Consider the following 24,591-nt stretch of genomic DNA (forward strand, 5'->3'; position numbering starts at 1 on the left):
CGGATCATGGATGATCTGGTCAAAGAAGTGATTCCGTTGTTGCAGTATCTGATTCCCGGGTTTGTCTCGACCTGGATTTTTTATACGCTCACCGCATTCAAGCGACCCGACACGTTTGGGCAGATTGTGCAGGCGTTGATTTTTACGTTTGTGATTCATGGGGTGGTGCTGGGGATCGGGGCTGCCTGTTTGTGGATAGGCTCGAAGGGTATCTCTGTAGGAAAGTGGGATGGTAAAGCCGAGGCTTTGTGGGCGTTTATCGTTTCAATGGCGCTTGGGCTGTTGTCGTGTGCTCTGGCTTCGAATGACAAACTGCACAAATGGTTACGAAGTAAAAATGTAACGAATAAAAACTCTTATCCCAACGAGTGGTACAGCACGTTTGTCCGCCACAATCGGCTGGTAACTCTGCATTTGACGGATGAGAGGCGATTGTTTGGCTGGCCCGTCGAGTGGCCTTCCGGACCTCTGGAGGGACAGTTCATCATGCTCAATCCAGGCTGGCTGGGGGAGGATGGCGTGGCGCTGCCTTTTGGCGCCGAACTATTAGTGATAGATTCCTCGAAAGTTCAGTGGGTCGAATTCAGTTCTATCGAAGAGGTTTCAACATGAGCGCAAAAGAGCCTACTCCCATGCCGCCTAGCGTCAGACGCCTCTTTTATGGCCCGGACGGCAAACTGCTGGCCAAGCCCCTCGTCAAAGGGCCGAGTGCGCCGCCTCCGCTAAAGCGCCAGTCCAGGGATTGACTGAACGCCGTTCATCGAGCGGCGTTTCGTTATGTTTTGCATGTGCGGGGGCGCCGATCACAGCATGTCCACCAACCAATCCCGAAACGCCTTCAACGACGGCAACGCCTCGTTACGCGGCGGATACACCAGGTAATAGCTGCGCCGACTGGTAATCGGTTCCCCCAGTTGCAGCAGCTCGCCGTTAAGCAATTCATCCTCCACCAGAATCCGCGGTACCAGCCCCACGCCGATATTGGCCCGCACCGCCTGAATCAAGTGCGAGGTCATTTCAAAGCTCGGCCCGATGCGCATGCTGCGGTGCGGCAGGCGGTGATGAGTGAACCATTCCGCCCAGGCCTGGGCGTTGCTGCTGACATTGAGCAGCAGCTGTTCGGCAATCTGCTGTTCGGCGTCCTGATACTCGACTGCTGACAGCTGTGCACTGGCGATCACCACCAGTTCTTCGGTGTGCAGGGGCAGGGCGCTCAGTCCCGGCCAGTGACCACCACCGACACAGATCGCGGCATCGATCTCGCTGGTGTCGAAGTCGATCGCTTCGATCCGCGAATGCAAGTGCACGGTCATGCCCGGGTGCGCGGTGTAGAAATCCTTGAGTCGTGGCAGCAGCCATTTCGAGCCGAAGGTTGGCAGCGTCGCCAGCCGCAGGCTGTGGATGCCCGAACCAAACGCCATGGCCTGCAAGGTCGCGCTGCGGATCTGTCCGAGCGCTTGGGCCAGTTCGCGCTGATACATGCGCCCGACATCGGTCAGCACTACTTGCCGGCCTTCGCGGCTGAACAGACGCATGCCGAGCATCTTTTCCAGAATCTGCACCTGGCGGCTGACCGCACTCTGTGTCAGCGACAGTTCGTGGGCGGCGCGGGTGTAGCTTTCATGGCGCGCGGCGGCCTCGAAGGCCAGCAACAACGACATGGAAGGGGTGAGGGTTCGCGGATTCATTCGTTTTAGTCATGGATTGCGGGTCGATTTTACGCTTGTCCCGATGGCGCCAAGCAATGAACATAAGCACCATGAGATGGCGGGAGCGTGACGCAATCATTCATTGCGCACAACTGTTCACCGCCACACGGCCCGATTTTGACCGAGATTCCCTGACCGATGATTGCCCAGCTGTCGCCCGCCACCGCATTGACTGCCGATTACCAGCAGTTCCTCAACGCCCTGAAAGCCAGCGGTTTTCGCGGTGAGATCAGCGCCGATTACGCCAGCCGCGTGGTGCTCGCCACTGACAATTCGATCTACCAGCGCCTGCCGCAAGCGGCAGTGTTTCCGATGGACGCCGAGGATGTGGCGCGGGTCGCACGACTGATCGCCGAGCCGGCTTACCAGAAAGTGGTGATCACCCCGCGTGGCGGCGGCACCGGTACCAACGGTCAGTCGCTGACCGATGGCATTGTTGTCGACCTGTCGCGGCACATGAACCGTATTCTGGAGATCAACGTCCAAGAGCGCTGGGTACGCGTGCAGGCCGGGGTGGTCAAGGATCAGCTCAACGCCGCGCTGAAGTCCGCCGGGCTGTTCTTCGCTCCGGAGCTTTCGACCTCCAACCGCGCCACTGTCGGCGGCATGATCAACACGGATGCCAGCGGTCAGGGCAGTTGCACCTACGGCAAGACCCGTGACCATGTGCTGCAACTCGAGATGATCCTGCGTGGCGGCGAGCGCCTGCACGGCGAGGCGCTGGCTGAAGACGATCTGGCAGCGCTGTGTGCGCGGGAAGATCGGGTTGGCGAAGTCTACCGCTGTGCGCGGCAGATCATTGATGAGCAGGGCGAACTGATCAAACAGCGCTTTCCTGATCTCAATCGCTGCCTGACCGGCTACGACCTTGCGCACCTGCGCGAGGCTGACAAGCGCTTCAACCTCAACAGTGTGCTGTGCGGCGCCGAAGGCTCGCTGGGGTTTGTGGTCGAGGCCAGGCTCAATGTGCTGCCGATTCCCAAACACACGATGCTGGTGAACATCCGCTACGCCGGGTTCATGGACGCATTGCGTGATGCCCGGGCGCTCATGGCGCTCAGGCCGCTATCGATTGAAACCGTCGACTCGAAAGTGTTGCTGCTGGCGATGCAGGATATCGTCTGGCACGGCGTCGCCGAATACTTCCCGCAAAGTGCCGAACGGCCAACGCTGGGGATCAATCTGGTGGAGTTTTGCGGTGATGATCCCGAAGACCTGCAGCGCCGAGTCGAAGCGTTCCTCGAACACTTGAGCAACGACACCACGGTCGAACGCCTGGGCCATACGCTGGCGGTCGGTCAGGCGGCGGTGAACAAGGTCTATGGCATGCGCAAACGCGCGGTGGGTCTGCTCGGCAACGTCGCCGGTGAAGCGCGGCCGCAGCCGTTTGTCGAGGACACGGCGGTGCCGCCGCAGCACCTGGCCGAGTACATCGCCGAGTTGCGCGAGCTGCTCGACAGCCATGGGTTGCAGTACGGCATGTTCGGCCATGTCGATGCCGGCGTGCTGCACGTACGGCCGATTCTCGACATGAAAGATCCGCAGCAAGCCGCGCTGGTGCGACCGGTGTCCGATGGCGTGGCAGCGCTGACCCAGCGCTACGGCGGCCTGCTGTGGGGCGAGCACGGCAAAGGCCTGCGCTCGGAATACGCACCGGCGTTTTTCGGCGAGTTGTACCCGGCGCTGCAAGCGTTGAAGGCCGCGTTCGACCCGTTCAACCAGTTCAATCCGGGCAAGATCGCCACTGCGGCCAACAGCGGCGCGACACTGCTGAAGATCGACGAGGTAACCCTGCGCGGTGAACTGGATCGGCAGATCGACGAGAAAGTCTGGCAAAGCTACGGCGCGGCCCTGCATTGCAACGGCAACGGCGCCTGCTACAACTTCGATCCCGATGACGCCATGTGCCCGTCGTGGAAAGCCACCCGCGAGCGTGCGCAATCGCCCAAGGGCCGCGCATCGCTGATCCGCGAATGGCTACGGTTACAGGGCGAGGCGGGCGTGGATGTGTTGTCCGATGCGATCCGTCGTCCGGGCTTCTTCAGCAGCCTTTGGACGCGCTGGCGCAACAGCCGCAGCCAGGGCGCCGACTTTTCCCATGAGGTCTACGACGCCATGGCCGGTTGCCTGGCGTGCAAGTCCTGCGCGGGCCAATGCCCGGTCAAGGTCAATGTGCCGGAATTCCGTTCGCGCTTTCTCGAGCTGTATCACACCCGTTATCTGCGCCCGGCGCGGGACTATCTGATCGCCTCGCTGGAGTACAGCATCCCGTACATGGCGCGGATTCCGGCGCTGTACAACGGTGTGATGGGCGCGTCGTTTGTCCGCAATCTGCTTGAACGTCTCGGTGGCATGGTCGATGTGCCGTTGCTCAGCCGCTTTGATTTCCACGCGGCGCTGCGCCGCTGGAAGGTGCAGCCGGCGACGGTTGCCAGGCTGGCGGCACTGACCCCGGCGCAACGCGAGCGCAGTGTGGTGCTGGTGCAGGATGCGTTCACCCGTTACTTCGAGGCGCCGCTGCTGGCGGATTTGCTGGAGCTTGTTTCGCGACTCGGCTATCAGGTGTACCTGGCGCCGTTCAGTGCCAATGGCAAGCCGCTGCATGTGCAGGGCTTCCTCTCGGCGTTCAACCGCGCGGCGTTGCGCAATGCGCAGCAACTGCGTGAGCTGACCGATGTCGGTGTGCCGTTGCTGGGACTGGACCCGGCGATGACCCTGGTCTATCGCCAGGAATACTTGAAAGTACCCGGCATGCAGCAGTGCCCGGAAGTCGCGCTGGTCCAGGAATGGTTGCTCAAGGTGATCCCGGAGCAGGCCGCCGCAGATTCGGCCCAGGCGTTCCGTCTGCTGGCGCACTGCACCGAGAAAACCAACGCACCGGCCGCCACCCGGCAGTGGGAGCAGGTATTCGAGCGGGTCGGGTTGAAACTGGCGACGCAGGCCACCGGTTGTTGCGGCATGTCCGGGACCTACGGCCACGAGGCGCGCAACCGCGAAACCTCGGCGGTGATCTACGAGCAATCCTGGGCCAACCAGATCGAGGCGCCGGGCGAGCGCGGCGAGGCGCTGGCCACCGGTTATTCGTGCCGCAGTCAGGTCAAGCGCCAGTCGGATCGGGCGTTGCGCCATCCGTTGCAGGTGTTGCTTGAGGTGGTGCGTCGCTGAGTGGCTCGTCCTCCGGGGCGTTGTCCCAGATCAGTCGCGGATCGAAGCTCATCGCCGAGAGCATGGTGAACACCACGACCAGGCCGAAGAACAGAATGCCCGGTCGTGGCTCGATATCGCCCAGCGCCTGGAACTTCACCAGCGCCGCAACCAGTGCGACCACCAACACGTCGAGCATCGACCAATAACCGATCAATTCGACGAAACGGTACAGCTTCGAGCGCTCGCGGCGCGCCCAGCCGCTGTCGCGCTGTACGGTGATCAGCAGCAGTGTCAGGGCGACGAACTTGATCCCCGGCACCGCGATACTGGCGATAAAGATGATCAGGGCGATGTCCCACGCACCACCTTCCCAAAATTCCAGCACGCCGCTCATGATCGTGCTGTCGGCGCCATTGCCGAGCATCACGGTGTTCATCACCGGCAGCAGATTGGCCGGCACGTAAAACGCCAGCGCAGCGAACATGTAGGCCCAGGTGCGGGCCAGGGAATTGGTCTTGCGTCGATGCAGGGGCGCCTCGCAACGCGGGCACTGGTGCGGCTCATCGGTCATGTCGCAGGCCAGCCCACAGCTGTGGCACAGGCACAGGTTGAGTTCGCTGGCGGTCGGTGGTCGCTTCATAGAATGTCCCACAAATCACGAATGTCGCGACCGGCGATGCGGATCATCATCAGGCTCAACACCGCCAGGGCGAACAGACCGATGCCCGGCAGTACATCGAGCAGACCGGCCAATTTGAACACCGCCACCATCGCCCCCAGCAGACAGACTTCGAGCATGCTCCACGGGCGCAGCGTCTCCAGCCAGCGCATGCACAACCTGAACCCCGGCGCGCGCCGCGAGGACAGGGCGAAACTCAGGACCCAGATCAACAGCACCAGCTGAAACGCCGGGGCGATGATGATCGAAATTGCCGCGACCATCGCCATGAACGTGATCGGTCCCTGACTCAACGCCAGCACCGAATCCCACAGCGTCGCGCTGTTTTTCAGGCCCTTCATGCTGATGCTCATCACCGGGTAGAAATTGGCGAACAGCCACAGCATGGCTGCGGTGAAGCTCAGGGCCAGGCGCTGCTCGACGGTCAGGCCGTTATAGCGCTGCAGCACGCCACCGCAACGCACGCAGGAGGTTTTCTGGTGTTTGCCGAGCACGACTTTCTCGTACACGCAATCGCAGTGCTCGCAGATGATCAGGTGTTCGGTCTGGGTCATGGACAAGGCTCGACAGCAGGCGCAAAGGGCGGGGGGCGCCTGATCACTATAGAAGCCTGACGTGATAGGGCAAATGGCGGCTAAGGTTCTGCGGCTTTTTTGAGAACCGGTAGCGTCTGGGTTGGGCTTCGATTATTAATGTTATAGAGTAACGAGAATTCACAGGGAAGCCGCGCCGTTGCGATCACCCCGATTCATCCATTCGATAGCGAAATGTCCATGACGATTGCGTGTGCTCCTTCCAGCCCGGCGCCGACCGGGCGCTTGTTGTCCATTGATGCGCTAAGAGGTCTGGTCATCCTGTTCATGCTGCTGGACCACGTGCGCGAGACGTTTGTGCTGCACCGTCAGGTCTCCGACCCGATGGACATCGCCAGCACCGAGCCGGCGTTGTTTTTCAGCCGCACGCTGGCGCATCTGTGCGCGCCGGTGTTCGTGTTGTTGACCGGATTGTCTGCGTGGTTGTTTGGCGAGAAGTACGCGGGCAAGACCGACGTCAGTGCCTTTCTATTCAAGCGGGGGCTGTTTCTGGTGGTTCTGGAATTCACTCTGGTGAACTTCGCCTGGACGTTTCAGTTGCCGCCGAGTGTGATCTATCTGCAGATGATCTGGGCGATTGGCCTGAGCATGATCGCGTTGTCGCTGCTGGTGTGGCTGCCGCGCTGGCTGCTGCTGACGCTGAGTCTGGCGATCATCGCCGGGCATAACGTGCTCGATGGGCTGCATTTCGCGCCGGAGTCGGCACTGCATGTGCCATGGGCGATTCTGCATGACCGCGGCTGGATCGACGCCGGCGACAGCTTGCGCTTGCGTACCTCGTATCCGCTGTTGCCGTGGATCGGTGTGATCGGGCTGGGTTATGCGCTGGGCCCTTGGTTCGCGCGCATGGCCGATGCCGGGACTCGTCAGCAGTGCCTGTTGCTGGGCGGTGTCGCCGGTCTGCTGGGTTTCGTGGGGCTGCGGCTGCTCAACGGTTACGGCGAAAAGCCCTGGGCGCTGCACGACACGACCGTGCAGACGCTGATGGCGTTTTTCAATATCACCAAGTACCCGCCATCGCTGTTGTTCATCACGCTGACGTTGAGTGTGGGACTGCTGTTGTTGCGGGTGTTTGAGCGAGTGCAGACGCGTCGCTGGATTCGCTGGCTGTGCGTTTTCGGTTCGGCGCCGATGTTTTTCTATCTGCTGCACCTGTACGTGCTGAAGGTGCTGTATCTGATCGCCGTGGCGCTGTTCGGCCTTAACCACGGTAGCTACTTCGGCTTCGATTCAGTGGCGGCGATATGGCTGGTATCGGCGCTGTTGACGCTTGCGCTGTACCCGGCAGTGCGCTGGTTCTCGGCGCTGAAGGCGCGGCGCCGCGACATTGGCTGGCTGAAATACCTGTAAAACCCTAGCAACCACTGCGCTCGCGCGCGAACTCGATAAAAGCCTTGAGCGGCGCCGGTACATGGCGCCGGTTCGGGTAGTACAGATGCAGGCCCGGGTAGTAAGGGCACCAATCGGCCAACACCTGAATCAGACGCCCTGATGCCAGGTGTTCGCTGACCATTTCATCGAACACATACGCCAACCCCAGGCCTTGCAGCGCAGGGCCGACCATCAGGCTGACGTCGCCCAGGGTCAGTGGGCCGCTGACCTCGATTTCCCGGGCAATGCCTTCACGTTCGAACTCCCAGCGATACATCGTGCCACTGGGATAGCGGTGGCGAAGGCACGGCAAGTCGTGCAGGTCTTCGGGTTGTTGTGGCGCAGGATGGCGCTCAAGGAATGCCGGCGAAGCGACCACCACCGAACGCATTGCCGGGCCAATCGGCAGCGATACCATGTCGGCCTCCAGTCGATCACCAAAGCGCACGCCCGCATCAAATCCGCCGGCGACGATATCCAGTAGCGCCTCGCTTTCGACCACTTCCATTCGAATGTCCGGATACGCCTGCAGGAACTCGCTGGCAATCGGCAGCAATACCAGTTCGCATGCCTGGCGTCCGCAGGTGATGCGCAGGTTGCCCGTGGGTTTGTCGCGAAAATGGTCGAGGTCTTCCAGTGCGTCTTCGATGTCGCGGAACGCCGGTTTCAGTCGCGCGCACAGGCGCTCGCCGGCCTCGGTCAACGCCACGCTGCGGGTGGTGCGATTGAACAGGCGCACACCAAGGCGATTCTCCAGTGCCTTTACCGAATGGCTCAGGGCTGATGGTGTCAGGCCAAGTTCGACGGCGGCTTTGCTGAAGTTCAAGTGTTGTGCCGTGCAGAGGAATACTGAGAGGTCTGCCGTTGAGGGTGATTTCATCTGTGAATGCCTTTCATAAAGTCATGCAGGTTTGCTGGGATTATCACATCAATAGCACGGCCTTACAGTCGCAGCCTGGCAAACTTCATAAAGGACGAATTCATGACACCTGTCGCTCAACAGCAAGGAGCGCGTAACCAGCAGCTGATCCTCGCAGCGGTGTGCCTGTCGGCACTGGTACTGCCCTTGAGTTTTACCGGTGGCGCGGTGGCGACGCCCGCCATTGGCCGTGATTTGGGCGGCAGTCCCGTTGCCCTGACCTGGATCACCAATGCGTTCATGTTGTCGTTCGGCAGTTTGCTGATGGCGGCAGGGGCGTTGGCCGATGTCTATGGGCGTAAACGCCTGTTCACCTTCGGCATGTTGCTGTTCACGGCGGCATCGCTTGCCCAGAGCGTGGCACCGTCGGTGTTCTGGCTGGACGTGCTGCGAGCTGTTCAAGGTGTGGCCGGGGCTGCGGCGCTGGCCAGTGGTTCGGCGGCGTTGGCGCAGGAGTTCGAAGGCCATGCCCGCACTCGTGCCTACAGCATGCTCGGCACCACGTTCGGTATCGGTCTGGCGTTTGGCCCGTTAGTGGCCGGGGCATTGATCGAAGCGTTCAATTGGCGGGCGATTTTCGTCTTCACCGCGCTGATCGGCGTGATTGCCATGGTCTTCGGCCTGCCACGCATGCGCGAAACCCGCGATCCGGATGCCAAGGGGCTGGATTGGCCGGGCACAATCACCTTCAGCGCGATGCTGGCGCTGTTCACTTCTGGTGTGATCCAGGCACCGGAAAGTGGTTGGGGCAGCCCGCTGGTGGTCGGTCTGCTGAGTGCTTCGGCATTGATGCTGACATTGTTCGTGATGATCGAAATGCGTGCCAAACGACCGATGCTCGATCTGACCCTGTTCCGTTTTCCGCGCTTCATCGGCGTACAAATGCTGCCGATCGGCACCTGCTTTTGCTACATCGTGCTGGTGGTTATGTTGCCGCTGCGCTTTATCGGCGTGGAAGGCTTGAGCGAAATCGACGCCGGTCTGCTGTTGCTGGCGCTGTCCGCTCCGATGTTGGTGGTACCGATGCTGGCGGCATCGATGACCCGGTTTGTCTCGGCGGGCATCCTGTCGGGGGGCGGTTTTCTGATAGCCGCGCTCGGGCTGCACTGGCTGAGTCTGTACAACGTCGGCGAGCCGAAACATGCGCTGATCGTGCCGATGGTATTGATCGGTATCGGTGCCGGCCTGCCGTGGGGGCTGATGGATGGTTTGTCGGTGAGCGTCGTGCCAAAAGAGCGCGCGGGGATGGCCGCGGGGATTTTCAACACGGTGCGGGTGGCGGGTGAGGGTATTGCTTTGGCGAGTGTCGCGGCGATTCTGGCTTCGCTGCTGCAGAACGATCTGTCGAGTGCAGTGACAGGCAATGTCGATACGGTGCTGATTGCCGAGACGGCGCACCGGGTCACCACGGGGGACATGGTGCATGCGATCAACACGCTTCCGGGGCTGGCCAATGAGCGTCTGGTGCAGGGTTATGCCTCAGCGTTTCAATACTTGCTGCACATCCTGACCGTGATCACCCTGGCCTCGGCGGCGGTGGTGCTCGGGCTGTTGAGCAAGGATCGAACGGTCGCAAAGGCGCAACAGGCAGCGGCTTGACGCCAGGCCACAGTGGGGGCGGACTTGCTCGCGAGAGGGCAGGTCAATCACTGCAAAAGTGACTGTTCCAGCGCTTTCGCGAGCAAGCCCGCTCCTACAGATTTCGGTGTCGCTCGCAAGGTCGTTGCCAGGCCCCAGACCTGTAGGCGCTGCGGAAGGTGATGTCTCGGGTTATTTGCGATCCAGCCACACCGTCTGTGCGTTGCAGAACTCGCGTACGCCAAAGTGCGACAGCTCGCGCCCGAATCCGCTTTTCTTCACGCCGCCGAACGTCACGCGCGGGTCGCTGGCGGAGTAGCCGTTGATGAACACGCCACCGGTTTCCAGTTCGCTGGTCAATTGCTGGGCCAGTTGCACGTTGGCGGTGTAGATCGTGGCGGTCAGGCCGAAGTCGCTGTCATTGGCCAGGGCGATGGCGTGGGCACAATCGCGGGCGGTGATGATCGACGCCACCGGGCCGAACAGTTCCTGTTTGAATGAGGTCATGCGGTCGGTGACATCGGCCAGTACGGTCGGCTCGTAGTAGTTGCCCTGGCCTTGCGCCTTGCCGCCGCCGAGCAGCAGGGTGGCGCCTTCTTCGAGGGTGTCGCGCACTTGCTGATCGAGTTCGTCACGCAGGTCGAAACGTGCCATCGGGCCGATGTAGGTGTCAGCGGACAGCGGATCGCCAACCTTCAGCTTGCGAGTGGCCTCGACGAATTTGCGGGTGAATTCCTCGACCACGCCTTCTTCGATGATCAGGCGCTTGGCGGCGGCGCACACCTGGCCGGAGTTCTGATAACGACCGATAACGGCAGCCTGCACGGCTTCGTCGAGATCGGCATCGTTGAGCACGATGAACGGGTCGGAACCGCCCAGTTCCAGCACGCATTTCTTCAACGCGGCACCGGCCTGGGCGCCGATGGCCATGCCGGCGCGCACGCTGCCGGTCAGGGTTACGGCTGCGATGCGCGGGTCAGCGATGGCACTGGAAACGCCCTCCGGGGTGACGTTGATCACTTCAAACACGCCATCAGCGAAACCGGCGTTCTTGAAGGCATCGCGCAGCAGGTAGGCGCTGCCCATCACGTTTGGCGCGTGCTTGAGCACGTAGGTATTGCCGGCGATCAGGGCCGGTACTGCGCCGCGCAGCACTTGCCAGATCGGGAAGTTCCACGGCATCACCGCGAGGATCGGGCCGAGCGGACGGTACTCGATCCGCGCTTTGCCGCCTTCGACTTGCGTCGGTTCGGCATCGAGCATGGCCGGGCCATTTTCGGCGTACCACTCGCACAGCTTGGCGCATTTTTCGATTTCGCCACGGGCCTGGGCGATCGGCTTGCCCATTTCCAGAGTAATCATGGTCGCCATGGCTTCGGCGCTGTCACGCAGCGCACCCGCGAGAGCGCTCAGGGCGCGGGAGCGGTCCTGCAGCGGCTTGCGTTTCCACTTCGAAAAACCGAACGCGGCGCGGGTCAGCGCGGCGTCGAGGGCGGCGGCGGATTCAAAGGCGTAATGACCAATCTGCTCGCCGGTGGCGGGGTTGATCGAGATGGCGTGGGTCTGGCTGGAAATCGGGCTCATGGCTGGCTCCTGCGAGTTCAGTGGATGGGCCTAGAGTAGGGTGGCGTTTGTTTTCTGGAAACTGAATAATAAAGATCGTTTCTTTCACGTTTGGAGAATGACTGTGGATCTGGTGCAACTGGAAATCTTCAAGGCCGTTGCCGAGCACGGCAGCATCAGCGCCGCCGCGGCGCAGATCCATCGCGTGCCGTCGAACCTGACCACGCGGATCAAACAGCTGGAGCAGGATCTGGGCGTCGACCTGTTCATCCGCGAGAAAAGCCGTTTACGCTTGTCGCCCGCCGGCTGGAGTTTTCTTGAGTACGCGCGGCGCATTCTCGACCTGGTGCAGGAAGCCCGCGCCACCGTCGCGGGTGAAGAGCCGCAGGGCGCGTTTCCTCTGGGGTCGCTGGAAAGTACCGCGGCGGTGCGTATTCCCGAGTTGCTGGCGGCGTACAACCAGTTGCACCCCAAGGTCGATCTGGACCTGTCGACCGGGCCGTCCGGGACGATGATCGATGGCGTGCTGTCCGGGCGGCTGGCGGCGGCGTTCGTCGACGGCCCGGTGTTGCACCCGGCCCTCGAAGGTGTGCCGGCGTTCGAAGAGGAAATGGTCATCATCGCGCCGCTCAATCACTCCCCGGTGCTGCGCGCAGCGGACGTCAACGGCGAGAACATTTATGCGTTCCGCTCCAACTGTTCCTACCGTCACCACTTCGAAAAATGGTTCAGCACCGACGCCGCCGTGCCAGGCAAGATTTTCGAGATGGAGTCCTATCACGGCATGCTCGCCTGCGTCAGCGCCGGGGCGGGGCTGGCGCTGATGCCGCGCAAGATGCTGCAGAGCATGCCCGGCAGCGCCACAATCAGCGTCTGGCCGCTGGCGGCGGATTTTCGTTATCTGACCACGTGGCTGGTGTGGCGACGGGGCACAGTGTCGCGTAGCTTGAGCATGTTCGTGCGCTTGCTGGAAGAGCGCGGTGTGGTGCGTGCAGAAGAGTAATTGACACCTTGTGTCATGGCTGTATCTTTATCTGCGTTTCGCAATATAAAAAACTATACAGCGTAGCCATGAGGAACAAGGAAATGAGTGCAGCCCTTAGCGGTAAAGAAGCGGTCGGCGAACGGTTTGTGCTGGAAACGATGCGTCACGCGCAAGGCCTGACATGGAAAGCCGTCGACGCCATCGCCAAGGTGATCAAGCCCGGCATGCGTGAATCCGAAGCGCAGGAGCAGGGCAAGCAGATCCTCGTCGAACTGGGCATGGACCGCATCTGGCATCCGCTGCTGATCCGCTTTGGCGCCAACACCCTGAAGACCTTCAAGCAGCGTTCCGACGGCGATCCGGTGCTGGGTGAAAACGACATTTTCCTCATCGACATGGGCGTGGTCTGGCAGGGGCACGAAGGCGATGCCGGCGCGACGTTCACCACCGGTTCCGACCCGGAAATGATCGCTTGTGCTGCGGCAGCCAAGGAGCTGTTTGATCGGGTCGAGGCGTTTTGGCGCGAAGGCGTGTCCGGCGTCGAGTTGTACCGCTATGCCACCGATCAGGCCAACGCCATGGGCTGGGTGTTGCACCTCGACATCAAGGGTCACCGGGTCAGCGACTTCCCTCATGCGATTTACAAGGGTGGCAATCTCGGCGATTTCGACCAGGCACCGCATGCCGGTGTATGGATTCTGGAAATCCAGATTGCCCACCCGCAGCGACCGTTCGGCGCGTTTTATGAAGATCTGCTGATCTGATCTATCGTTGTTCGGCAGCTCTCAAGTGTGGCAACAGGGCGCAGCGCTATAGTTGTTTCTACATAGCGTTTACTCCGATGATGCAGGCCGTTTTTCCTAACTCTAAAGTCAAAAAAGGAAGCCCGTCATGAAAGTCAGCGCACGCAACGTATTCAAAGGCCAAGTCAGCCAGGTTCAAGCCGGCGCAGTCAACGCCGAAGTGGTTCTGACTCTGCCCGGGGGCGAGCAATTGGTTGCTGTCGTGACCATGGAAAGCATCAAGAACCTCGGCATTGCCGTTGGTAAAGAAGCCGTGGCGCTGGTCAAGGCGCCGTGGGTGATGCTGATGACCGAGTCCAGCGACATTCGCCTGTCGGCACGCAACTGCCTGGAAGGCAAAGTACTGAGCGTGACTGACGGCGCGGTCAATGCTGAAGTGGTGATCGAGCTGGCCGGTGGTTCGAAGGTCTACTCGATCGTCACCCGTGATGCCGTTGCAGAGTTGGGTCTGGCCAAGGGTGTCAGCGCCACGGCGGTAATCAAGGCTTCGCATATCATTCTGGGCGTGCCTGCCTGATCTGCTGTTCAGGTCAATAAAAAACCTCTGATTCCGAACGCTGGAATCAGAGGTTTTTTTGCGTCACGGCGTACCGTTTCTGCCGTAGAGCCGAAAGCCTTCGCGTTGGCTCAGACGCTCGTAATACGCGCTGACGGCGGGATAGTCCGGATGCGCGAGCGGCGTTTCATACCAGCGATTCACCGACAGTCCGATGGGAATATCGGCCAGCGAAAATGCTTCGCCGCTGACGTAGGCGCCAGTCTTCTGTAGCTGCCGGTCGAGGATCGCCATGTTCCTTGACCATTGCGCGATGCCGTTAGCCAAAGCAGCGCTGTCCTGATGATCCGGTGATTGGCGCACCAGCGAGACAAACGCATACGACCACGAGCGGTTCAGTTCCGAGGCCTGCCAGTCGATCCACTGATCAACCCGCGCGCGGGCTCGCGGCTCGGCGGGGTAGAGGTCTGCGCCGTCATGGGTGGCCGCCAGGTAACGAATGATCGTGTTCGATTCCCACAACGTGAAATCACCGTCCTGAATCACTGGCACCATGGCGCAAGGGTTGAGGGCCAGAAACTGCGGTGTGTCAGTAGGTTTGAAGCCCGAGCCCCAATCCTCGCGTTCGAACGGCAACTGCAGTTCGGCGCAGGTCCACAGCACTTTGCGCACATTGATCGATGACGCCTTGCCCAGAATTCGCAGCATGGGATTCCCTGTCTCGTGGGTGCCTGTCGGGCCTCAACAAATACCACACTGCAATGCAGAAGGCCCGCGCATGGAGGGCCTTCTTTTGTCATGCGGGCACCCTCACAGACTGCCCACCAGCTTCGCGCCGGTCAGCATCCGCCGGCGATAGGCGCTGTCACGACTGGCCAGCCAGAAGTACAGCGGCGAGGTCACCAGCAGGCCCACCAGCCACGACAGGTCCGCGCCGTCGATGTGTGCCGAGATCGGGCCGACGTACAGCGGGGTGTTCATGAACGGGATCTGCACGGCGATGCCGATCGCGTAGGCCAGTAGCGCCTGCGGGTTGTAGCGTCCGTAGATGCCGCCGTCGACCTGGAAGATCGACTGGATGTCGTACTGGCCTTTGTGGATGGCGTAGAAGTCGATCAGGTTGATCGCAGTCCACGGCACCAGCACCACCAGCAGCACCAGCACCATGTCGACGAAATGGCCGATGAAGTCCTTCGACGCGCCCACCGCGGCGAAGCAGCAGGCCAGCAGGACGATGATCGAGATCACCGCACGGCTTTTGGCGGTCGGGATCCAGCGGTACGCGAAGGTCTGCACCAGGGTAATCAGCGACAGCACTGCGCCGTACAGGTTGAGAGCGTTGTGGCTGATCACGCTGAGCAGGAACAGCACCAGCATCAGCGGGCCGATCGAGCCGGTGGCCATTTTCACCGCGTCCATCGTGTCCATCCCCACGGGCGTCGCCAGCACGGCGACGGCACCGAAGATGAACGCCAGACTCGAGCCCAGCGCCGAACCCAGATACGTGGTCCAGAACGTCGACGAGACTTTGACGTCGGCCGGCAGGTAACGCGAATAGTCGGACACGTAAGGGGCAAACGCGATCTGCCACAGCGCGGCGAGCGACACGGTGGCGAGCCAGCCGGAGAGGTTGAAGCTGCCCCGGGTGAGGAAATCATCGGTCTGGATATGGGTGAAGATGTAGCCGAAACCGATCACGATGCCGATCCCCAGCACCCAGGTGCCGATGCGATTGAGCACGTGGATGAAGCGGTAGCCGATGATGCCGATGATCCCCGAACCGAGGGCGCCGATGACGATGCCGACCGGCACCGGCACGCTATCGACCACGCCGTGCAGCGACTTGCCGGCCAGCACGATGTTGGAAGCGAAGAAGCCGATGTACATGACGCCGGCAATCAGCACCACCAGCAGGGCGCCGAGCGAGCCGAACTGCGCGCGGCTCTGGATCATCTGCGGAATGCCCATCTGCGGGCCTTGCGCCGAATGCAGCGCCATCAGCACGCCGCCGACCAGATGACCGACCAGAATGGCGACGATGCCCCAGACCAGATTCAAGTGGAACAACTGCACGCCCAGCGCGCCGGTGACGATGGGCAACGGCGCAATGTTGCCGCCGAACCACAGCGTGAACAGATCCCTGACCTTTCCGTGGCGATCTTCGGGGGGCACGTATCCTATCGTGTGTTTTTCAATGAGCGGGGCGGACGTTGTTGCAGAGGTGGACATGACGAACTCCAAGGCAAGGATGAGTACGTGGACGTACTTCGGTAAGCGCCGACACGGACGGCGCATTTCTTGTTGAAGCGATCATGTGCAAAGGCCCGGGATAGATAAATTAGTAAGTTTGTTGCTTCAGACCTTAAAAAATATATGCCCCGGGTCCGGGGGCTGTCCGGTATGTTCAGGCTTCGCTCTTTTCTGGATTTACACAGTTCTGTGGTGAGGGGATGAATCTCCTCGCCACAAACGCGTCGTTTCTCTGCAGAGGTTTTATATGGCTGCCTACAACCTGCGCCAGCTCAAATACTTCGTCACCACCGCCGATTGCGGCAGCGTCGCCGAAGCCTCGCGCAAGCTCTATATCGCCCAGCCGTCGGTGTCGACCGCGATCAAGCATCTGGAAGAAAGCTTTGGTGTGCAGCTGTTCATCCGTCATCACGCCCAGGGTGTGTCACTGACGCCCAGCGGCTCGCGGTTTTATCGCAAGGCTATGGAGTTGCTGCGAGTGGCGCATGAGTTCGAGCAGAACGCGCTGGCTGATAACGACGTGGTCTCGGGGCAGATCGATATCGGCTGTTTCGAAACGGTCGCGCCGCTGTACCTGCCGCGTCTGATCGCCGGTTTCAAGGAGCGTTGGCCGGGGGTGGAAATCCGTATTCGCGATGGCGAACAACAGGAGCTGGTGCAGGCCCTGACCGCTGGCAGCATCGATGTGGCAATGCTGTTCGAACACGACCTCGACACCACTATCGACACCACGCCGCTGATGCCGCCGCAACAGCCTTACGCCTTGCTGCCGGCCGATCATCGCTTTGCGCAACAGGCGAAAGTCTCGCTGCACGATCTGGTGCTGGAACCGATGATCCTGCTCGACGTGGTGCCCAGCCGCACCTACTTTGTAAGCATCTTCGAAGAGCGCGGACTGACCCCACACATCGTCTTCAGCTCGCCATCGATCGAAATGGTGCGTGGCATGGTCGGGCGTGGTTTCGGCTTTTCGATTCTGGTGACCCGACCGTTCGGCGAGTACACCTACGACGGGCAGAAAGTGGTGTGCGTGCCGCTGGTGGAAACCGTGACCGGCTCGGGATTGTCAGCGGCCTGGCTGCGCCGGGTGCAACTGACCAAACCGGTGCAGTTGTTCGTCGATCATTGTCGCGAGGAGTTGGCCCGACTGTACGCCTGAAGGCAGGCAGCCGGGCCGAAGGGGTCAGGCGCGAATCGAGCTCAGCATTCGTTGCAGCATCGCATCGCAGGCATCGAGTTGTGCACGACTGACAAACTCATCGGGTTTGTGCCCCTGGTCCATGCTGCCGGGACCACAGACCACGGTGGGTATACCCGCCGCATCGAACAGCCCGCCCTCGGTGCCGAACGCCACGGTGCCGAATTCCCGGGAACCGCAGAACGCCGCGATCAGTTCAGCCGCCTGACTCTGCGCATCGGTGACCAGGCCCGGATAGGCTGACAGCTCACTGAAGCGGATTTCACTGTGCGCACTCACCGCACGCATGCGCGGCAGCACCTGCTGCTCGGCGTAGGTTTGCAGCTGCTGCGCGACCCGCGCCGGATCCTGCGAGGGCAGGGCGCGGATCTCGAAGTCGAAGCGGCAGTCGGCAGGGACGATATTCAGCGCTTTGCCGCCGCTGATCACCCCGGTCTGCACCGTGCTGTAGGGCGGGTCGAAACGCCCGTCGTGATGCTCGGGCGCTTGCAGTTGCTGGCCGATGCGCCCCAGTTCGCCGATCAGTTCGGCGGCGTACTCGATGGCGTTGACCCCCAGCGGTGCGTAGGCGGAATGACATGGATGACCGTGCACGTCACAGCGCATCGCCAGCTTGCCTTTGTGGCCGAGCACCGGTTTCAGTTCGGTGGGTTCACCGATGATGCACAACAGCGGTTTGACCGGGCGCTGTTGCAGTTCGGCGAGCAACGAACGCACTCCGAGGCAACCGACTTCTTCGTCGTAGGACAGGGCGATGTGCACCGGCATGCGCAGTGCTGCGGCGACCAGCGTCGGCACCAGGGCCAGCACGCAGGCGATGTAGCCCTTCATGTCCGCCGTGCCGCGTCCGAACAGCTTGCCGTCGTGTTCGCTGAGCTCGAACGGCGCCACGGTCCAAGGTTGACCGTCGACCGGCACCACATCGGTGTGCCCCGAGAGCACAATGCCCGGTTGATCGGCCGGGCCAATCGTCGCGAACAGATTGGCCTTGCTGCGCTCGGCGTTATAGATCAGCGTGCACGACACATCGAAACCGGCGAGGTAATCACGCACGAACTCGATCAGTTGCAGATTGGATTCGCGGCTGGTGGTGTCGAACCCTACCAGCGTCTTGAGCAACGCGACGCTGTTCATCGATCATCACCGGCAACGCCATAGCCCGGCGCTTTGGCCGGGTCGAGCGCGCGGTCGATGTAATCCTGCAACTGCGGCTGATAGGCGTCCCAGAGTTTTTGCAACTGGCCGATCGGGTCTTCGTCAGCCCAGTCGACCCGCAAATTCACGATCGGCCAGGTCTGTTCGCCGACCACCACCACGGCCGCCGAATGCACCGGTCCGGCTTCGCCTCCGAGGGCTTGTGCAGCGTGCAGGGCCTTGAGCAAACGGTCGGCCAATTGGCCTTCACCGTCTTCAAAGGCACTGACCATCGCCTCGATCACCGCGCGTCCGGCGAGCATGTTACCGGCAGCCACGCATTGTTCGCCGCTGACCGCGTTGTGCACGCCGAGGGTTTGTGCGCCGCTGAAATGCGCGGTCTGGCCGAGGTGGTTGATCGCGGTGATCTGCCGGTATTGACTGTAGCCGTTACGGGTCAGCACTTTGTCCAGCGCAGCGTCAGGCGCCAGACCTTGCTCCATCAACGCGAGGACTTCCGGGCCGAGGGACGGCAGGGTGATGTTCTGGCTCGACACTGCGCCGACACCCGGCAGCAGCCAGGGGCAGCGCGCGCCGACGGCGATGCTGGAAGAACTGATGGCGACACCGAACTGGCCGGTTTCGGGGCAACGGGCTGCGATTGAAAAGGTCATGGTCTAACTCCGTTCCAGGAATTTGTTGTCCTTGCGGGCCTCTTCGCGAGCAAGCCCGCTCCCACAATTGGAATGCATTCCCCTGTAGGAGTGAGCCTGCTCGCGATAGCCGCGACGCGGTCTGCCGACTTACTCGGGAATCACCGCCACCACATCAATCTCCATCAGCCACTGCGGCTGCCCCAGTGCCGACACCACCAGCCCGGTGGAAATCGGGAACACGCCTTTGAGCCACTTGCCGACTTCCTGGTACACCGGCTCGCGGTAGCGCGGGTCGATCAGGTAGGTGGTGGTCTTGACGATGTGGCTCATGTCGCTGCCGGCTTCTTCCAGCAACTGCTTGACGTTGCGCATAGCCTGTTCGGCCTGTGCACGCGGGTCGCCGAGGCCTACCAGATTACCGTCGAAATCGGTGCCGACTTGCCCACGGACATACACGGTGTTGCCGGCGCGCACGGCCTGGCACAGGTCGTTGTCCAGGGTCTGGTTAGGGTAGGTGTCCTTGGTGTTGAACATACGGATGCGGGTGTGGGTTGGCTTGCTCATGTACAGCTCCAGACAGTGGCGGCGACGGTGCACCGGGCACCGCCGCGAAAGAGGGAGGTCAAGCGTCGACGGTGTCGGCGGTTTTCGTGTTGGCGGTCGAATGCAGGGCGGCTTCACGCTGCTCGGCATCTTTGTAGTCGAGGTATTTGCGCTGGGTGGCGATGTGATCGGCCACGTGTTTGGCGTCGTGCCACACGCCCCAGATGAACGACGAACCGCGCCGCGACTGCCATGGCAGCCCGAGGAAATACACCCCCGGCTCGCTGGACACACCGCGCTGGTGCTGCGGTTTGCCCTTGTCATCAAATGCCGCGACCTGCAGCCAGGAATAATCCACGGCGAACCCGGTGGCCCAGATGATCGAGGTGATGCCGGCCTTGGCCAGGTCGAGATCGAGCAGCGGATTTTTCACGCACTCGGGATCCGGATAGGTCTCGCGCGCTTCAGGTTCCTGCGGCAGGTCGAGGCCGTTGCGCTCGATGTAGGCGTCGGCGGCGTCCAGCAGGGCCAGGTAGTTGTCATCGCCGCGTTTGAGGTTGTCGACCAGGTCCTGCTTGAAGGTCACCACGCCGTTGTTGAACGATTCGGTCACGCCGACCAGAGTCATGCCACGATGGGCCAGACCGCGGAAGTCGATGGTGCGCCCACCGTGGGCACCGCTGACGGCGATGGTCACGTGCTCGCGACCGGGTTTCATCGCGGCCTGATCCCACTCGCCGAGCACCCCCAGCCACCAGCAGAAATCACGGTTGCGGTAGGCCCGCGGCGGACGGTCGTGGGCACCGACCGAGAGGTAGACCTGCTTGCCGGAGCGCTGCAATTCATCGGCGATCTGCACACCAGACGAGCCGGCACCGACCACCAGCACCGCGCCGTCGGGCAGTTGCTGCGGATTGCGATAGTCAGCGGAGTGGATCTGCAACAGACGCGGATCCTGCGGGGCGATCGGCGGGATCACCGGACGCTGGAACGGACCGGTTGCCGCCACGACGCGGCTGGCCTCGATCACCCCTTCGGAGGTCTCGACGGTGAACCCCGGACGGCCGACATTGCGCACGACACTTTTGACTTCGACGCCGGTGCGGATCGGCGCATTGAATTTCTTCGCGTAGGCTTCGAAGTAGTCCGCCACCCGTTCTTTATGGGCGAAACCATCAGGGTCGACGTCATCGAATTCCAGTCCTGGAAAGCGGTCGTGCCACGCCGGACCGTTGGCCACCAACGAGTCCCAGCGTCCGGTGCGCCAGCGTTCGGCAATGCGGCTGCGCTCCAGCACCAGGTGCGGCACGCCGAGTTTGCTCAGGTGCTCGCTCATCGCCACACCGGCCTGTCCGGCCCCCACGACAAGCGTGTCTGTTTTTATTATTTCAGTGGTCATTTCTACATCCTTCCTGGCAAGGCAAGTGGATTCGGATCGCTTCAGGCTTGTCCGTTTTGCTTGCGGTCAGACTAGGCAGGAGGGGGGTATCGGTAAAATATTATTAAGCTGGGATGTGAATACAAATTGCTGAAGCAGAAAGGACAAGCCCAGTAAAACCGTGGCCTGCAGGGCAGGGGGAGGGTTGTCCCGGGCGGGAAAACCCGGGACAGACAGGGAAAATATCTACTGCAAGGGCGCCAGGCGCTCAGTTCAAGTGACTGGGGGCGATGCCCAGCAGCCCGGTCAGCGTGTTCATGATCGCCTGCTGCCGCGCGCGATTGGCCTGATACTCGGCTTCGGCGGTGGCGACATCGGCGTCGCAATGCGGACAGCTGACCTCGTGCGGATAAATGTACTGCAGGCAACTGCGACACAGGCTCAGCTGCGGGGCGATCCGGCCTTGTTCCGGAGACTGCTGGCCCTGATTGATCCACGCCAGTTTGACCACCTGGCCGCTGTCACTGACGCTGCTGACCTTCTCGCCGGTGTCGATGCGTTCGGTGATCAGGTCGAAACGGCCGACTGCAAATGATTTCTGCGCGGCTTCCTCGACCTTGACGATGCGCTCGCGCAGTCCACGTTTTTGCAGTTCCAGCGTTCGGTAATGGCAGTAGGGGTTGTTGCCGGGTTTGCCGAGCAGTGAGTGCGAGGTCCAGGTACAACCGCCGCGACAGACATCGTTGTAATAACAGCCGCGACAGTAACCCCACATATCATCCACCGAGCGCAAACGGCCGAAATGCATGCCTTCGCTGTAGTGCCAGATGTCGTGCAGGCTCATGTTGCGCACATTGCCTCCGGAGAAACCGACGGTTGCCAGGGACGGGCAGCCCTTGACCGTGCCGTCAGCTTCCAGCGCCAGCACCGTCTGGCCGGCGGCGCAACCGGTCCAGTGCACACGTTCGTCACCGAAGCCGCGCCACAGGTGTTCATACGGTCCGTAATAACCGATGTTGTTGCCGACGTTCATCAGCAGGCCACGGTCGACGCCTTCGCGATACAGCCGAGCCAGCAACGGCATCACGTCCAGCAGTTGATAGGGTTGCAACAGCAACTCCGGATGATCCACCGCGTTACCCATGGCCACGGTGATCTGGATCTGCCAGTGGGTGGCGCCGAGTTCGATGATGGTGTCCATCAGCGCCGGCAAGTCCGGCAGTGTGGCGGCGCCGATCTGGGTATTGACGCTCACCGCCAGCCCCGCGGCCTTGGCCCGGCGCAGGGTGTCCACGGCCTTGTCGAACGAGCCGGGTACGTTGCGCACCGCGTCGTGCAGCGGCGCCAGGCCGTCCAGGGAAATGCCCACGCCGTCGAGTCCGGCATCGACCGCCGCCTGCATTTTCGCCGGCGTCAGATTGCGTCCGCCGGTCTGGATCGCGCAGTACATGCCGTGGTCGTGAATGGCTTTGATCAGTTGCGTCCAGTCCTTGCGCAGATAGGCTTCGCCGCCGATCAGAGTGATCTCGCGGGTGCCGAGCGCGGCCAGCGCGTCGATGACGTCCAGGCACTCGCGGGTGTTGAGTTCGTCAGGCCGTCGATGCCCTGCGCGGGAGCCGCAATGCAGGCATTTCAAGTCGCAGGCCAGGGTGATCTCCCAGACTACGTGCACCGGCACATAGCGTTTGAGATCGGTGTCGCTGAGGTAACGGGCGGGGCGCACGTCTGACATGGGAAATCCTTGCGCACAATCCTGTGCGCGCTACGAAGGGATTGACCGCGGTTGGACAAGCCCCGGGCAAGATCCGTTGCGATCTCGCCCGGGGCTACCGGTTAGCGCGCTTCCAGTCGCGCGATTTCCGCTTTCAAATGCTCAAGGGCACTGCGCAATGCACCTTCGTGCGCCACTTGTTGCTCGGCCTGTTGCACCACGATTTTGAGCTGCGCCAGATCGCCGCTGGTCTGCGCCTGCTGCACAGCCACGGCGTACAGCGGCTGCGGATGTGGCCCCGGATGCGGCTGCTCGTTGGGAGCCTGATGCACTGCAACGTGCTTCACTTCGTGCCACTGGCCCTGTTCTTCGTAGCGATAATCGACAAAGCCGCTGGCCCAGTCGCTGCCCAGAATGCCTCTTAGGTGGAACGTCTGGGCAATCTGGCTGAGCGGGCCGCTCGGGCCGCCGTCGAGGGTAAGGATGATGTGGTTCTCGACGTTGGCCGTCAGCTTGGTTTCGGAAAAGCTGCCCCAGACCTGCGCCCGGTAATTGACCGTCGGCCAGGTGGCTTGAAACACGCTGGCGATCCCGCTGACACGTTTGTGCGCGGTATCGACCAGCAGATCAAGGGTCAGAACCGGTGCGCCCGGCAGTGCATTGCTGATGCTGAGACGGGTGTGAAAAAGTCCGATCGACATGGTGCTACTCCCTAAAGTGAATGGCGGATCAAGTGGCCTGACTCAGCGGCTCTGCAGCCGGCTGACTTCTTTCTTCGCCGCTTCCAGTGCGCTCTGCAGTTGCGGTTGCTGGTCCAGCTGCTGCTGGGCGAGTTTGGCCAGATTCTTCATCTGGGCCAGATCACCGCTGGCGATTGCGCTCTGAATCGGCGCGGCGTACAGCGGCAGGATTGGCGGGTGCGGAATGATCACAGGGCCTGGGTTGTACGGTGATGGCAGCGATTCCTGCAGATGCGCCGGGGCGTTATTGACCTCGTGCCAGCGTTGACCATCGAAGTAGCGATAGTTGGCGACGCCTTCGCGCCAGTCGGTACCCACCACCAGGCGCACATCGAAGTTAATGATCGAGTTGGACCCCGGGCCGCCGTGATTGCCTTGGGCGGTCACGAGGATTTTGCTGACCCCGGGCGACATCACGGTGAGGTAGGTGTACTCGCCCCAGACGTCTGAATGCACGTCGAGTGGCGGATTGGTTGCCTGGGTGATCGCTGCAGTACCGTTGACCTTCGTATTGGGTGTCGAGACCAGCAGGTGCAGTGCCAGCGACTGGGCACCGGGCGCGCCGGTGCCGATGCGGTAGCTCACCGGAAACAGGCCGACATTTTCAGTAGAACCGGACATGTTGTTTGCCTCCATTGCAATGTGATTGATGGCTTCAGGACTTTTCGTGCCTGGAAACTTCCCTGGCCAGGTTTTCGTACGCGTCTTTCAGGTCTTGCGCTTCAGGTTTGCTGGTGTCGCGTTGTTGCAACAACGTCTTCATGTGCTGCACATCGCCTTGTTTGATCGCACTTTGAATGGCGACCCCGTAAGGCGGGATGTTGGCCGTTGAACGGGTCATAACGAGGGTTTCCTCATCCGTGCTGCAGAACCGCCCCTGGTGAAGGGGCGCCTTACCTGACAGACAGGCAGCCTCTGCCTGCAAGAACACCGGCAAGCGGCGTTCTCGGCGAGCGAGCAACCTGATCCGTCGGGATCTGATCGAGTGGTATTTTCAGTTTGCCCAGCATCGGCGCGCAGACACCGGCGCTGGCGCGCGAGTCCTCAGCCGAAGCCGCCGGGCTGGGCTTTCGGAGCGTCGCGCGTGGCCTGTCGCAGTGACAGGCGAGAGGAATTGACCGGTACGTTGTTCATCTTT

23 protein-coding genes are annotated in these 24,591 nt (G+C 61.5%); 8 read left to right on the forward strand and 15 right to left on the reverse strand.

Features of this window, described 5'->3' with window-relative positions:
- The first annotated feature begins 6 nt into the window (after positions 1 to 6).
- A complete protein-coding gene (locus AC0J41_RS09910) occupies positions 7 to 612 on the forward strand; it encodes a DUF6338 family protein (protein ID WP_473015370.1) in 606 nt (201 codons plus the stop codon).
- Between the two features lie 191 nt (positions 613 to 803).
- Here the strand turns inward: AC0J41_RS09910 and AC0J41_RS09915 are convergent, their stop codons facing one another.
- Positions 804 to 1,688 (reverse strand): LysR substrate-binding domain-containing protein, encoded by an 885-nt coding sequence (locus AC0J41_RS09915; RefSeq protein WP_473015372.1) that lies wholly within the window; start codon positions 1,686 to 1,688, stop codon positions 804 to 806.
- A 159-nt stretch (positions 1,689 to 1,847) separates the two neighbouring features.
- Between AC0J41_RS09915 and ydiJ the strand changes: the two genes are divergently transcribed.
- Complete coding sequence (gene ydiJ, locus AC0J41_RS09920) at positions 1,848 to 4,874, forward strand: D-2-hydroxyglutarate dehydrogenase YdiJ (protein WP_473015373.1); 3,027 nt, start codon at positions 1,848 to 1,850, stop codon at positions 4,872 to 4,874.
- On the opposite strand, the gene AC0J41_RS09925 is transcribed toward ydiJ, so the two are convergent.
- Both AC0J41_RS09925 and AC0J41_RS09930 read right to left on the reverse strand, forming a co-directional pair.
- Positions 4,807 to 5,496: a paraquat-inducible protein A gene (locus tag AC0J41_RS09925; protein WP_025111538.1), complete on the reverse strand. Its 690-nt coding sequence runs from the start codon at positions 5,494 to 5,496 to the stop codon at positions 4,807 to 4,809. The genes ydiJ and AC0J41_RS09925 overlap by 68 nt on opposite strands.
- The gene (locus AC0J41_RS09930; protein ID WP_473015375.1) at positions 5,493 to 6,089 is read right to left on the reverse strand and encodes a paraquat-inducible protein A; all 597 of its coding nucleotides are present in this window, start codon (positions 6,087 to 6,089) and stop codon (positions 5,493 to 5,495) included. Before AC0J41_RS09930 ends, AC0J41_RS09925 begins: the two co-directional genes overlap by 4 nt.
- A gap of 219 nt (positions 6,090 to 6,308) precedes the next feature.
- Between AC0J41_RS09930 and AC0J41_RS09935 the strand changes: the two genes are divergently transcribed.
- Positions 6,309 to 7,478 (forward strand): acetyltransferase domain-containing protein, encoded by a 1,170-nt coding sequence (locus AC0J41_RS09935; protein WP_473015377.1) that lies wholly within the window; start codon positions 6,309 to 6,311, stop codon positions 7,476 to 7,478.
- Positions 7,479 to 7,482: 4 nt separating this feature from the next.
- Here AC0J41_RS09935 and AC0J41_RS09940 read toward each other — a convergent pair whose 3' ends face one another.
- Positions 7,483 to 8,379, reverse strand: a complete 897-nt coding sequence (locus tag AC0J41_RS09940) for a LysR family transcriptional regulator (RefSeq protein ID WP_473015378.1) — start codon at positions 8,377 to 8,379, stop codon at positions 7,483 to 7,485.
- 102 nt (positions 8,380 to 8,481) lie between these two features.
- Between AC0J41_RS09940 and AC0J41_RS09945 the strand changes: the two genes are divergently transcribed.
- The gene (locus AC0J41_RS09945; RefSeq protein WP_473015379.1) at positions 8,482 to 10,017 is read left to right on the forward strand and encodes an MFS transporter; all 1,536 of its coding nucleotides are present in this window, start codon (positions 8,482 to 8,484) and stop codon (positions 10,015 to 10,017) included.
- Between the two features lie 171 nt (positions 10,018 to 10,188).
- On the opposite strand, the gene AC0J41_RS09950 is transcribed toward AC0J41_RS09945, so the two are convergent.
- Entirely contained in the window at positions 10,189 to 11,580 is a 1,392-nt protein-coding gene (locus AC0J41_RS09950) for an aldehyde dehydrogenase family protein (RefSeq protein WP_025111543.1), read from the reverse strand.
- A gap of 103 nt (positions 11,581 to 11,683) precedes the next feature.
- Here AC0J41_RS09950 and ptrR point away from each other — a divergent pair, with 103 nt between their 5' ends.
- The 3 genes from ptrR (at position 11,684) to AC0J41_RS09965 (ending at position 13,864) form a co-directional block, all read left to right on the forward strand.
- On the forward strand, positions 11,684 to 12,562 hold the full coding sequence (ptrR, locus tag AC0J41_RS09955) for a putrescine utilization regulator PtrR (RefSeq protein WP_473015981.1): 879 nt from the start codon (positions 11,684 to 11,686) through the stop codon (positions 12,560 to 12,562).
- 83 nt (positions 12,563 to 12,645) lie between these two features.
- On the forward strand, positions 12,646 to 13,308 hold the full coding sequence (locus AC0J41_RS09960; RefSeq protein ID WP_473015380.1) for a M24 family metallopeptidase: 663 nt from the start codon (positions 12,646 to 12,648) through the stop codon (positions 13,306 to 13,308).
- A gap of 127 nt (positions 13,309 to 13,435) precedes the next feature.
- On the forward strand, positions 13,436 to 13,864 hold the full coding sequence (locus tag AC0J41_RS09965; protein ID WP_473015381.1) for a TOBE domain-containing protein: 429 nt from the start codon (positions 13,436 to 13,438) through the stop codon (positions 13,862 to 13,864).
- 63 nt (positions 13,865 to 13,927) lie between these two features.
- Here AC0J41_RS09965 and AC0J41_RS09970 read toward each other — a convergent pair whose 3' ends face one another.
- Positions 13,928 to 14,551, reverse strand: coding sequence for a glutathione S-transferase family protein (locus AC0J41_RS09970; RefSeq protein WP_025111547.1), 624 nt, complete (start codon positions 14,549 to 14,551; stop codon positions 13,928 to 13,930).
- Positions 14,552 to 14,653: 102 nt separating this feature from the next.
- Complete coding sequence (locus tag AC0J41_RS09975; protein ID WP_473015382.1) at positions 14,654 to 16,072, reverse strand: purine-cytosine permease family protein; 1,419 nt, start codon at positions 16,070 to 16,072, stop codon at positions 14,654 to 14,656.
- 268 nt (positions 16,073 to 16,340) lie between these two features.
- Here AC0J41_RS09975 and AC0J41_RS09980 point away from each other — a divergent pair, with 268 nt between their 5' ends.
- Positions 16,341 to 17,252, forward strand: coding sequence for a LysR family transcriptional regulator (locus AC0J41_RS09980; RefSeq protein WP_025111549.1), 912 nt, complete (start codon positions 16,341 to 16,343; stop codon positions 17,250 to 17,252).
- Between the two features lie 24 nt (positions 17,253 to 17,276).
- Here the strand turns inward: AC0J41_RS09980 and argE are convergent, their stop codons facing one another.
- The 8 genes from argE to AC0J41_RS10020 all read right to left on the reverse strand — a co-directional run bounded on the left by argE (position 17,277) and on the right by AC0J41_RS10020 (position 24,294).
- Positions 17,277 to 18,425 (reverse strand): acetylornithine deacetylase, encoded by a 1,149-nt coding sequence (gene argE / locus AC0J41_RS09985; RefSeq protein WP_473015383.1) that lies wholly within the window; start codon positions 18,423 to 18,425, stop codon positions 17,277 to 17,279.
- Positions 18,422 to 19,099 (reverse strand): DUF1028 domain-containing protein, encoded by a 678-nt coding sequence (locus tag AC0J41_RS09990; RefSeq protein ID WP_473015384.1) that lies wholly within the window; start codon positions 19,097 to 19,099, stop codon positions 18,422 to 18,424. The genes argE and AC0J41_RS09990 overlap by 4 nt, the downstream gene beginning before the upstream one ends.
- Positions 19,100 to 19,228: 129 nt before the next feature.
- Complete coding sequence (locus AC0J41_RS09995; protein WP_003225869.1) at positions 19,229 to 19,645, reverse strand: RidA family protein; 417 nt, start codon at positions 19,643 to 19,645, stop codon at positions 19,229 to 19,231.
- Between the two features lie 58 nt (positions 19,646 to 19,703).
- Complete coding sequence (locus AC0J41_RS10000; RefSeq protein WP_473015385.1) at positions 19,704 to 21,023, reverse strand: flavin-containing monooxygenase; 1,320 nt, start codon at positions 21,021 to 21,023, stop codon at positions 19,704 to 19,706.
- Positions 21,024 to 21,270: 247 nt separating this feature from the next.
- The gene (locus AC0J41_RS10005; RefSeq protein WP_025111553.1) at positions 21,271 to 22,734 is read right to left on the reverse strand and encodes a GDL motif peptide-associated radical SAM/SPASM maturase; all 1,464 of its coding nucleotides are present in this window, start codon (positions 22,732 to 22,734) and stop codon (positions 21,271 to 21,273) included.
- Positions 22,735 to 22,835: 101 nt separating this feature from the next.
- Positions 22,836 to 23,414: a DUF1842 domain-containing protein gene (locus AC0J41_RS10010; protein ID WP_473015386.1), complete on the reverse strand. Its 579-nt coding sequence runs from the start codon at positions 23,412 to 23,414 to the stop codon at positions 22,836 to 22,838.
- A gap of 42 nt (positions 23,415 to 23,456) precedes the next feature.
- Complete coding sequence (locus AC0J41_RS10015; RefSeq protein WP_473015387.1) at positions 23,457 to 24,074, reverse strand: DUF1842 domain-containing protein; 618 nt, start codon at positions 24,072 to 24,074, stop codon at positions 23,457 to 23,459.
- Between the two features lie 34 nt (positions 24,075 to 24,108).
- Positions 24,109 to 24,294: a DUF1843 domain-containing protein gene (locus tag AC0J41_RS10020; protein ID WP_025111556.1), complete on the reverse strand. Its 186-nt coding sequence runs from the start codon at positions 24,292 to 24,294 to the stop codon at positions 24,109 to 24,111.
- Positions 24,295 to 24,591 lie beyond the last annotated feature (297 nt).

The organism is Pseudomonas sp. Arb-4-2C, from assembly GCF_055755015.1.

What these genes read in the sequence shown, in the direction of transcription:
- AC0J41_RS09910 (WP_473015370.1), top strand. Translation starts at nt 7, where the DNA reads ATGGATGATCTGGTCAAAGAAGTGATTCCGTTGTTGCAGTATCTGATT.
- AC0J41_RS09960 (WP_473015380.1), top strand. Translation starts at nt 12,646, where the DNA reads ATGAGTGCAGCCCTTAGCGGTAAAGAAGCGGTCGGCGAACGGTTTGTG.
- AC0J41_RS09970 (WP_025111547.1), bottom strand. Translation starts at nt 14,551, where the DNA reads ATGCTGCGAATTCTGGGCAAGGCGTCATCGATCAATGTGCGCAAAGTG.
- AC0J41_RS09915 (WP_473015372.1), bottom strand. Translation starts at nt 1,688, where the DNA reads ATGAATCCGCGAACCCTCACCCCTTCCATGTCGTTGTTGCTGGCCTTC.
- AC0J41_RS09980 (WP_025111549.1), top strand. Translation starts at nt 16,341, where the DNA reads ATGGCTGCCTACAACCTGCGCCAGCTCAAATACTTCGTCACCACCGCC.
- AC0J41_RS09990 (WP_473015384.1), bottom strand. Translation starts at nt 19,099, where the DNA reads ATGACCTTTTCAATCGCAGCCCGTTGCCCCGAAACCGGCCAGTTCGGT.
- AC0J41_RS09995 (WP_003225869.1), bottom strand. Translation starts at nt 19,645, where the DNA reads ATGAGCAAGCCAACCCACACCCGCATCCGTATGTTCAACACCAAGGAC.
- ydiJ (WP_473015373.1), top strand. Translation starts at nt 1,848, where the DNA reads ATGATTGCCCAGCTGTCGCCCGCCACCGCATTGACTGCCGATTACCAG.
- AC0J41_RS10010 (WP_473015386.1), bottom strand. Translation starts at nt 23,414, where the DNA reads ATGTCGATCGGACTTTTTCACACCCGTCTCAGCATCAGCAATGCACTG.
- AC0J41_RS09940 (WP_473015378.1), bottom strand. Translation starts at nt 8,379, where the DNA reads ATGAAATCACCCTCAACGGCAGACCTCTCAGTATTCCTCTGCACGGCA.
- AC0J41_RS10000 (WP_473015385.1), bottom strand. Translation starts at nt 21,023, where the DNA reads ATGACCACTGAAATAATAAAAACAGACACGCTTGTCGTGGGGGCCGGA.
- AC0J41_RS09930 (WP_473015375.1), bottom strand. Translation starts at nt 6,089, where the DNA reads ATGACCCAGACCGAACACCTGATCATCTGCGAGCACTGCGATTGCGTG.
- AC0J41_RS09945 (WP_473015379.1), top strand. Translation starts at nt 8,482, where the DNA reads ATGACACCTGTCGCTCAACAGCAAGGAGCGCGTAACCAGCAGCTGATC.
- AC0J41_RS09975 (WP_473015382.1), bottom strand. Translation starts at nt 16,072, where the DNA reads ATGTCCACCTCTGCAACAACGTCCGCCCCGCTCATTGAAAAACACACG.
- AC0J41_RS10015 (WP_473015387.1), bottom strand. Translation starts at nt 24,074, where the DNA reads ATGTCCGGTTCTACTGAAAATGTCGGCCTGTTTCCGGTGAGCTACCGC.
- AC0J41_RS10005 (WP_025111553.1), bottom strand. Translation starts at nt 22,734, where the DNA reads ATGTCAGACGTGCGCCCCGCCCGTTACCTCAGCGACACCGATCTCAAA.
- AC0J41_RS09950 (WP_025111543.1), bottom strand. Translation starts at nt 11,580, where the DNA reads ATGAGCCCGATTTCCAGCCAGACCCACGCCATCTCGATCAACCCCGCC.
- AC0J41_RS09935 (WP_473015377.1), top strand. Translation starts at nt 6,309, where the DNA reads ATGACGATTGCGTGTGCTCCTTCCAGCCCGGCGCCGACCGGGCGCTTG.
- argE (WP_473015383.1), bottom strand. Translation starts at nt 18,425, where the DNA reads ATGAACAGCGTCGCGTTGCTCAAGACGCTGGTAGGGTTCGACACCACC.
- AC0J41_RS09965 (WP_473015381.1), top strand. Translation starts at nt 13,436, where the DNA reads ATGAAAGTCAGCGCACGCAACGTATTCAAAGGCCAAGTCAGCCAGGTT.
- AC0J41_RS09925 (WP_025111538.1), bottom strand. Translation starts at nt 5,496, where the DNA reads ATGAAGCGACCACCGACCGCCAGCGAACTCAACCTGTGCCTGTGCCAC.
- AC0J41_RS10020 (WP_025111556.1), bottom strand. Translation starts at nt 24,294, where the DNA reads ATGACCCGTTCAACGGCCAACATCCCGCCTTACGGGGTCGCCATTCAA.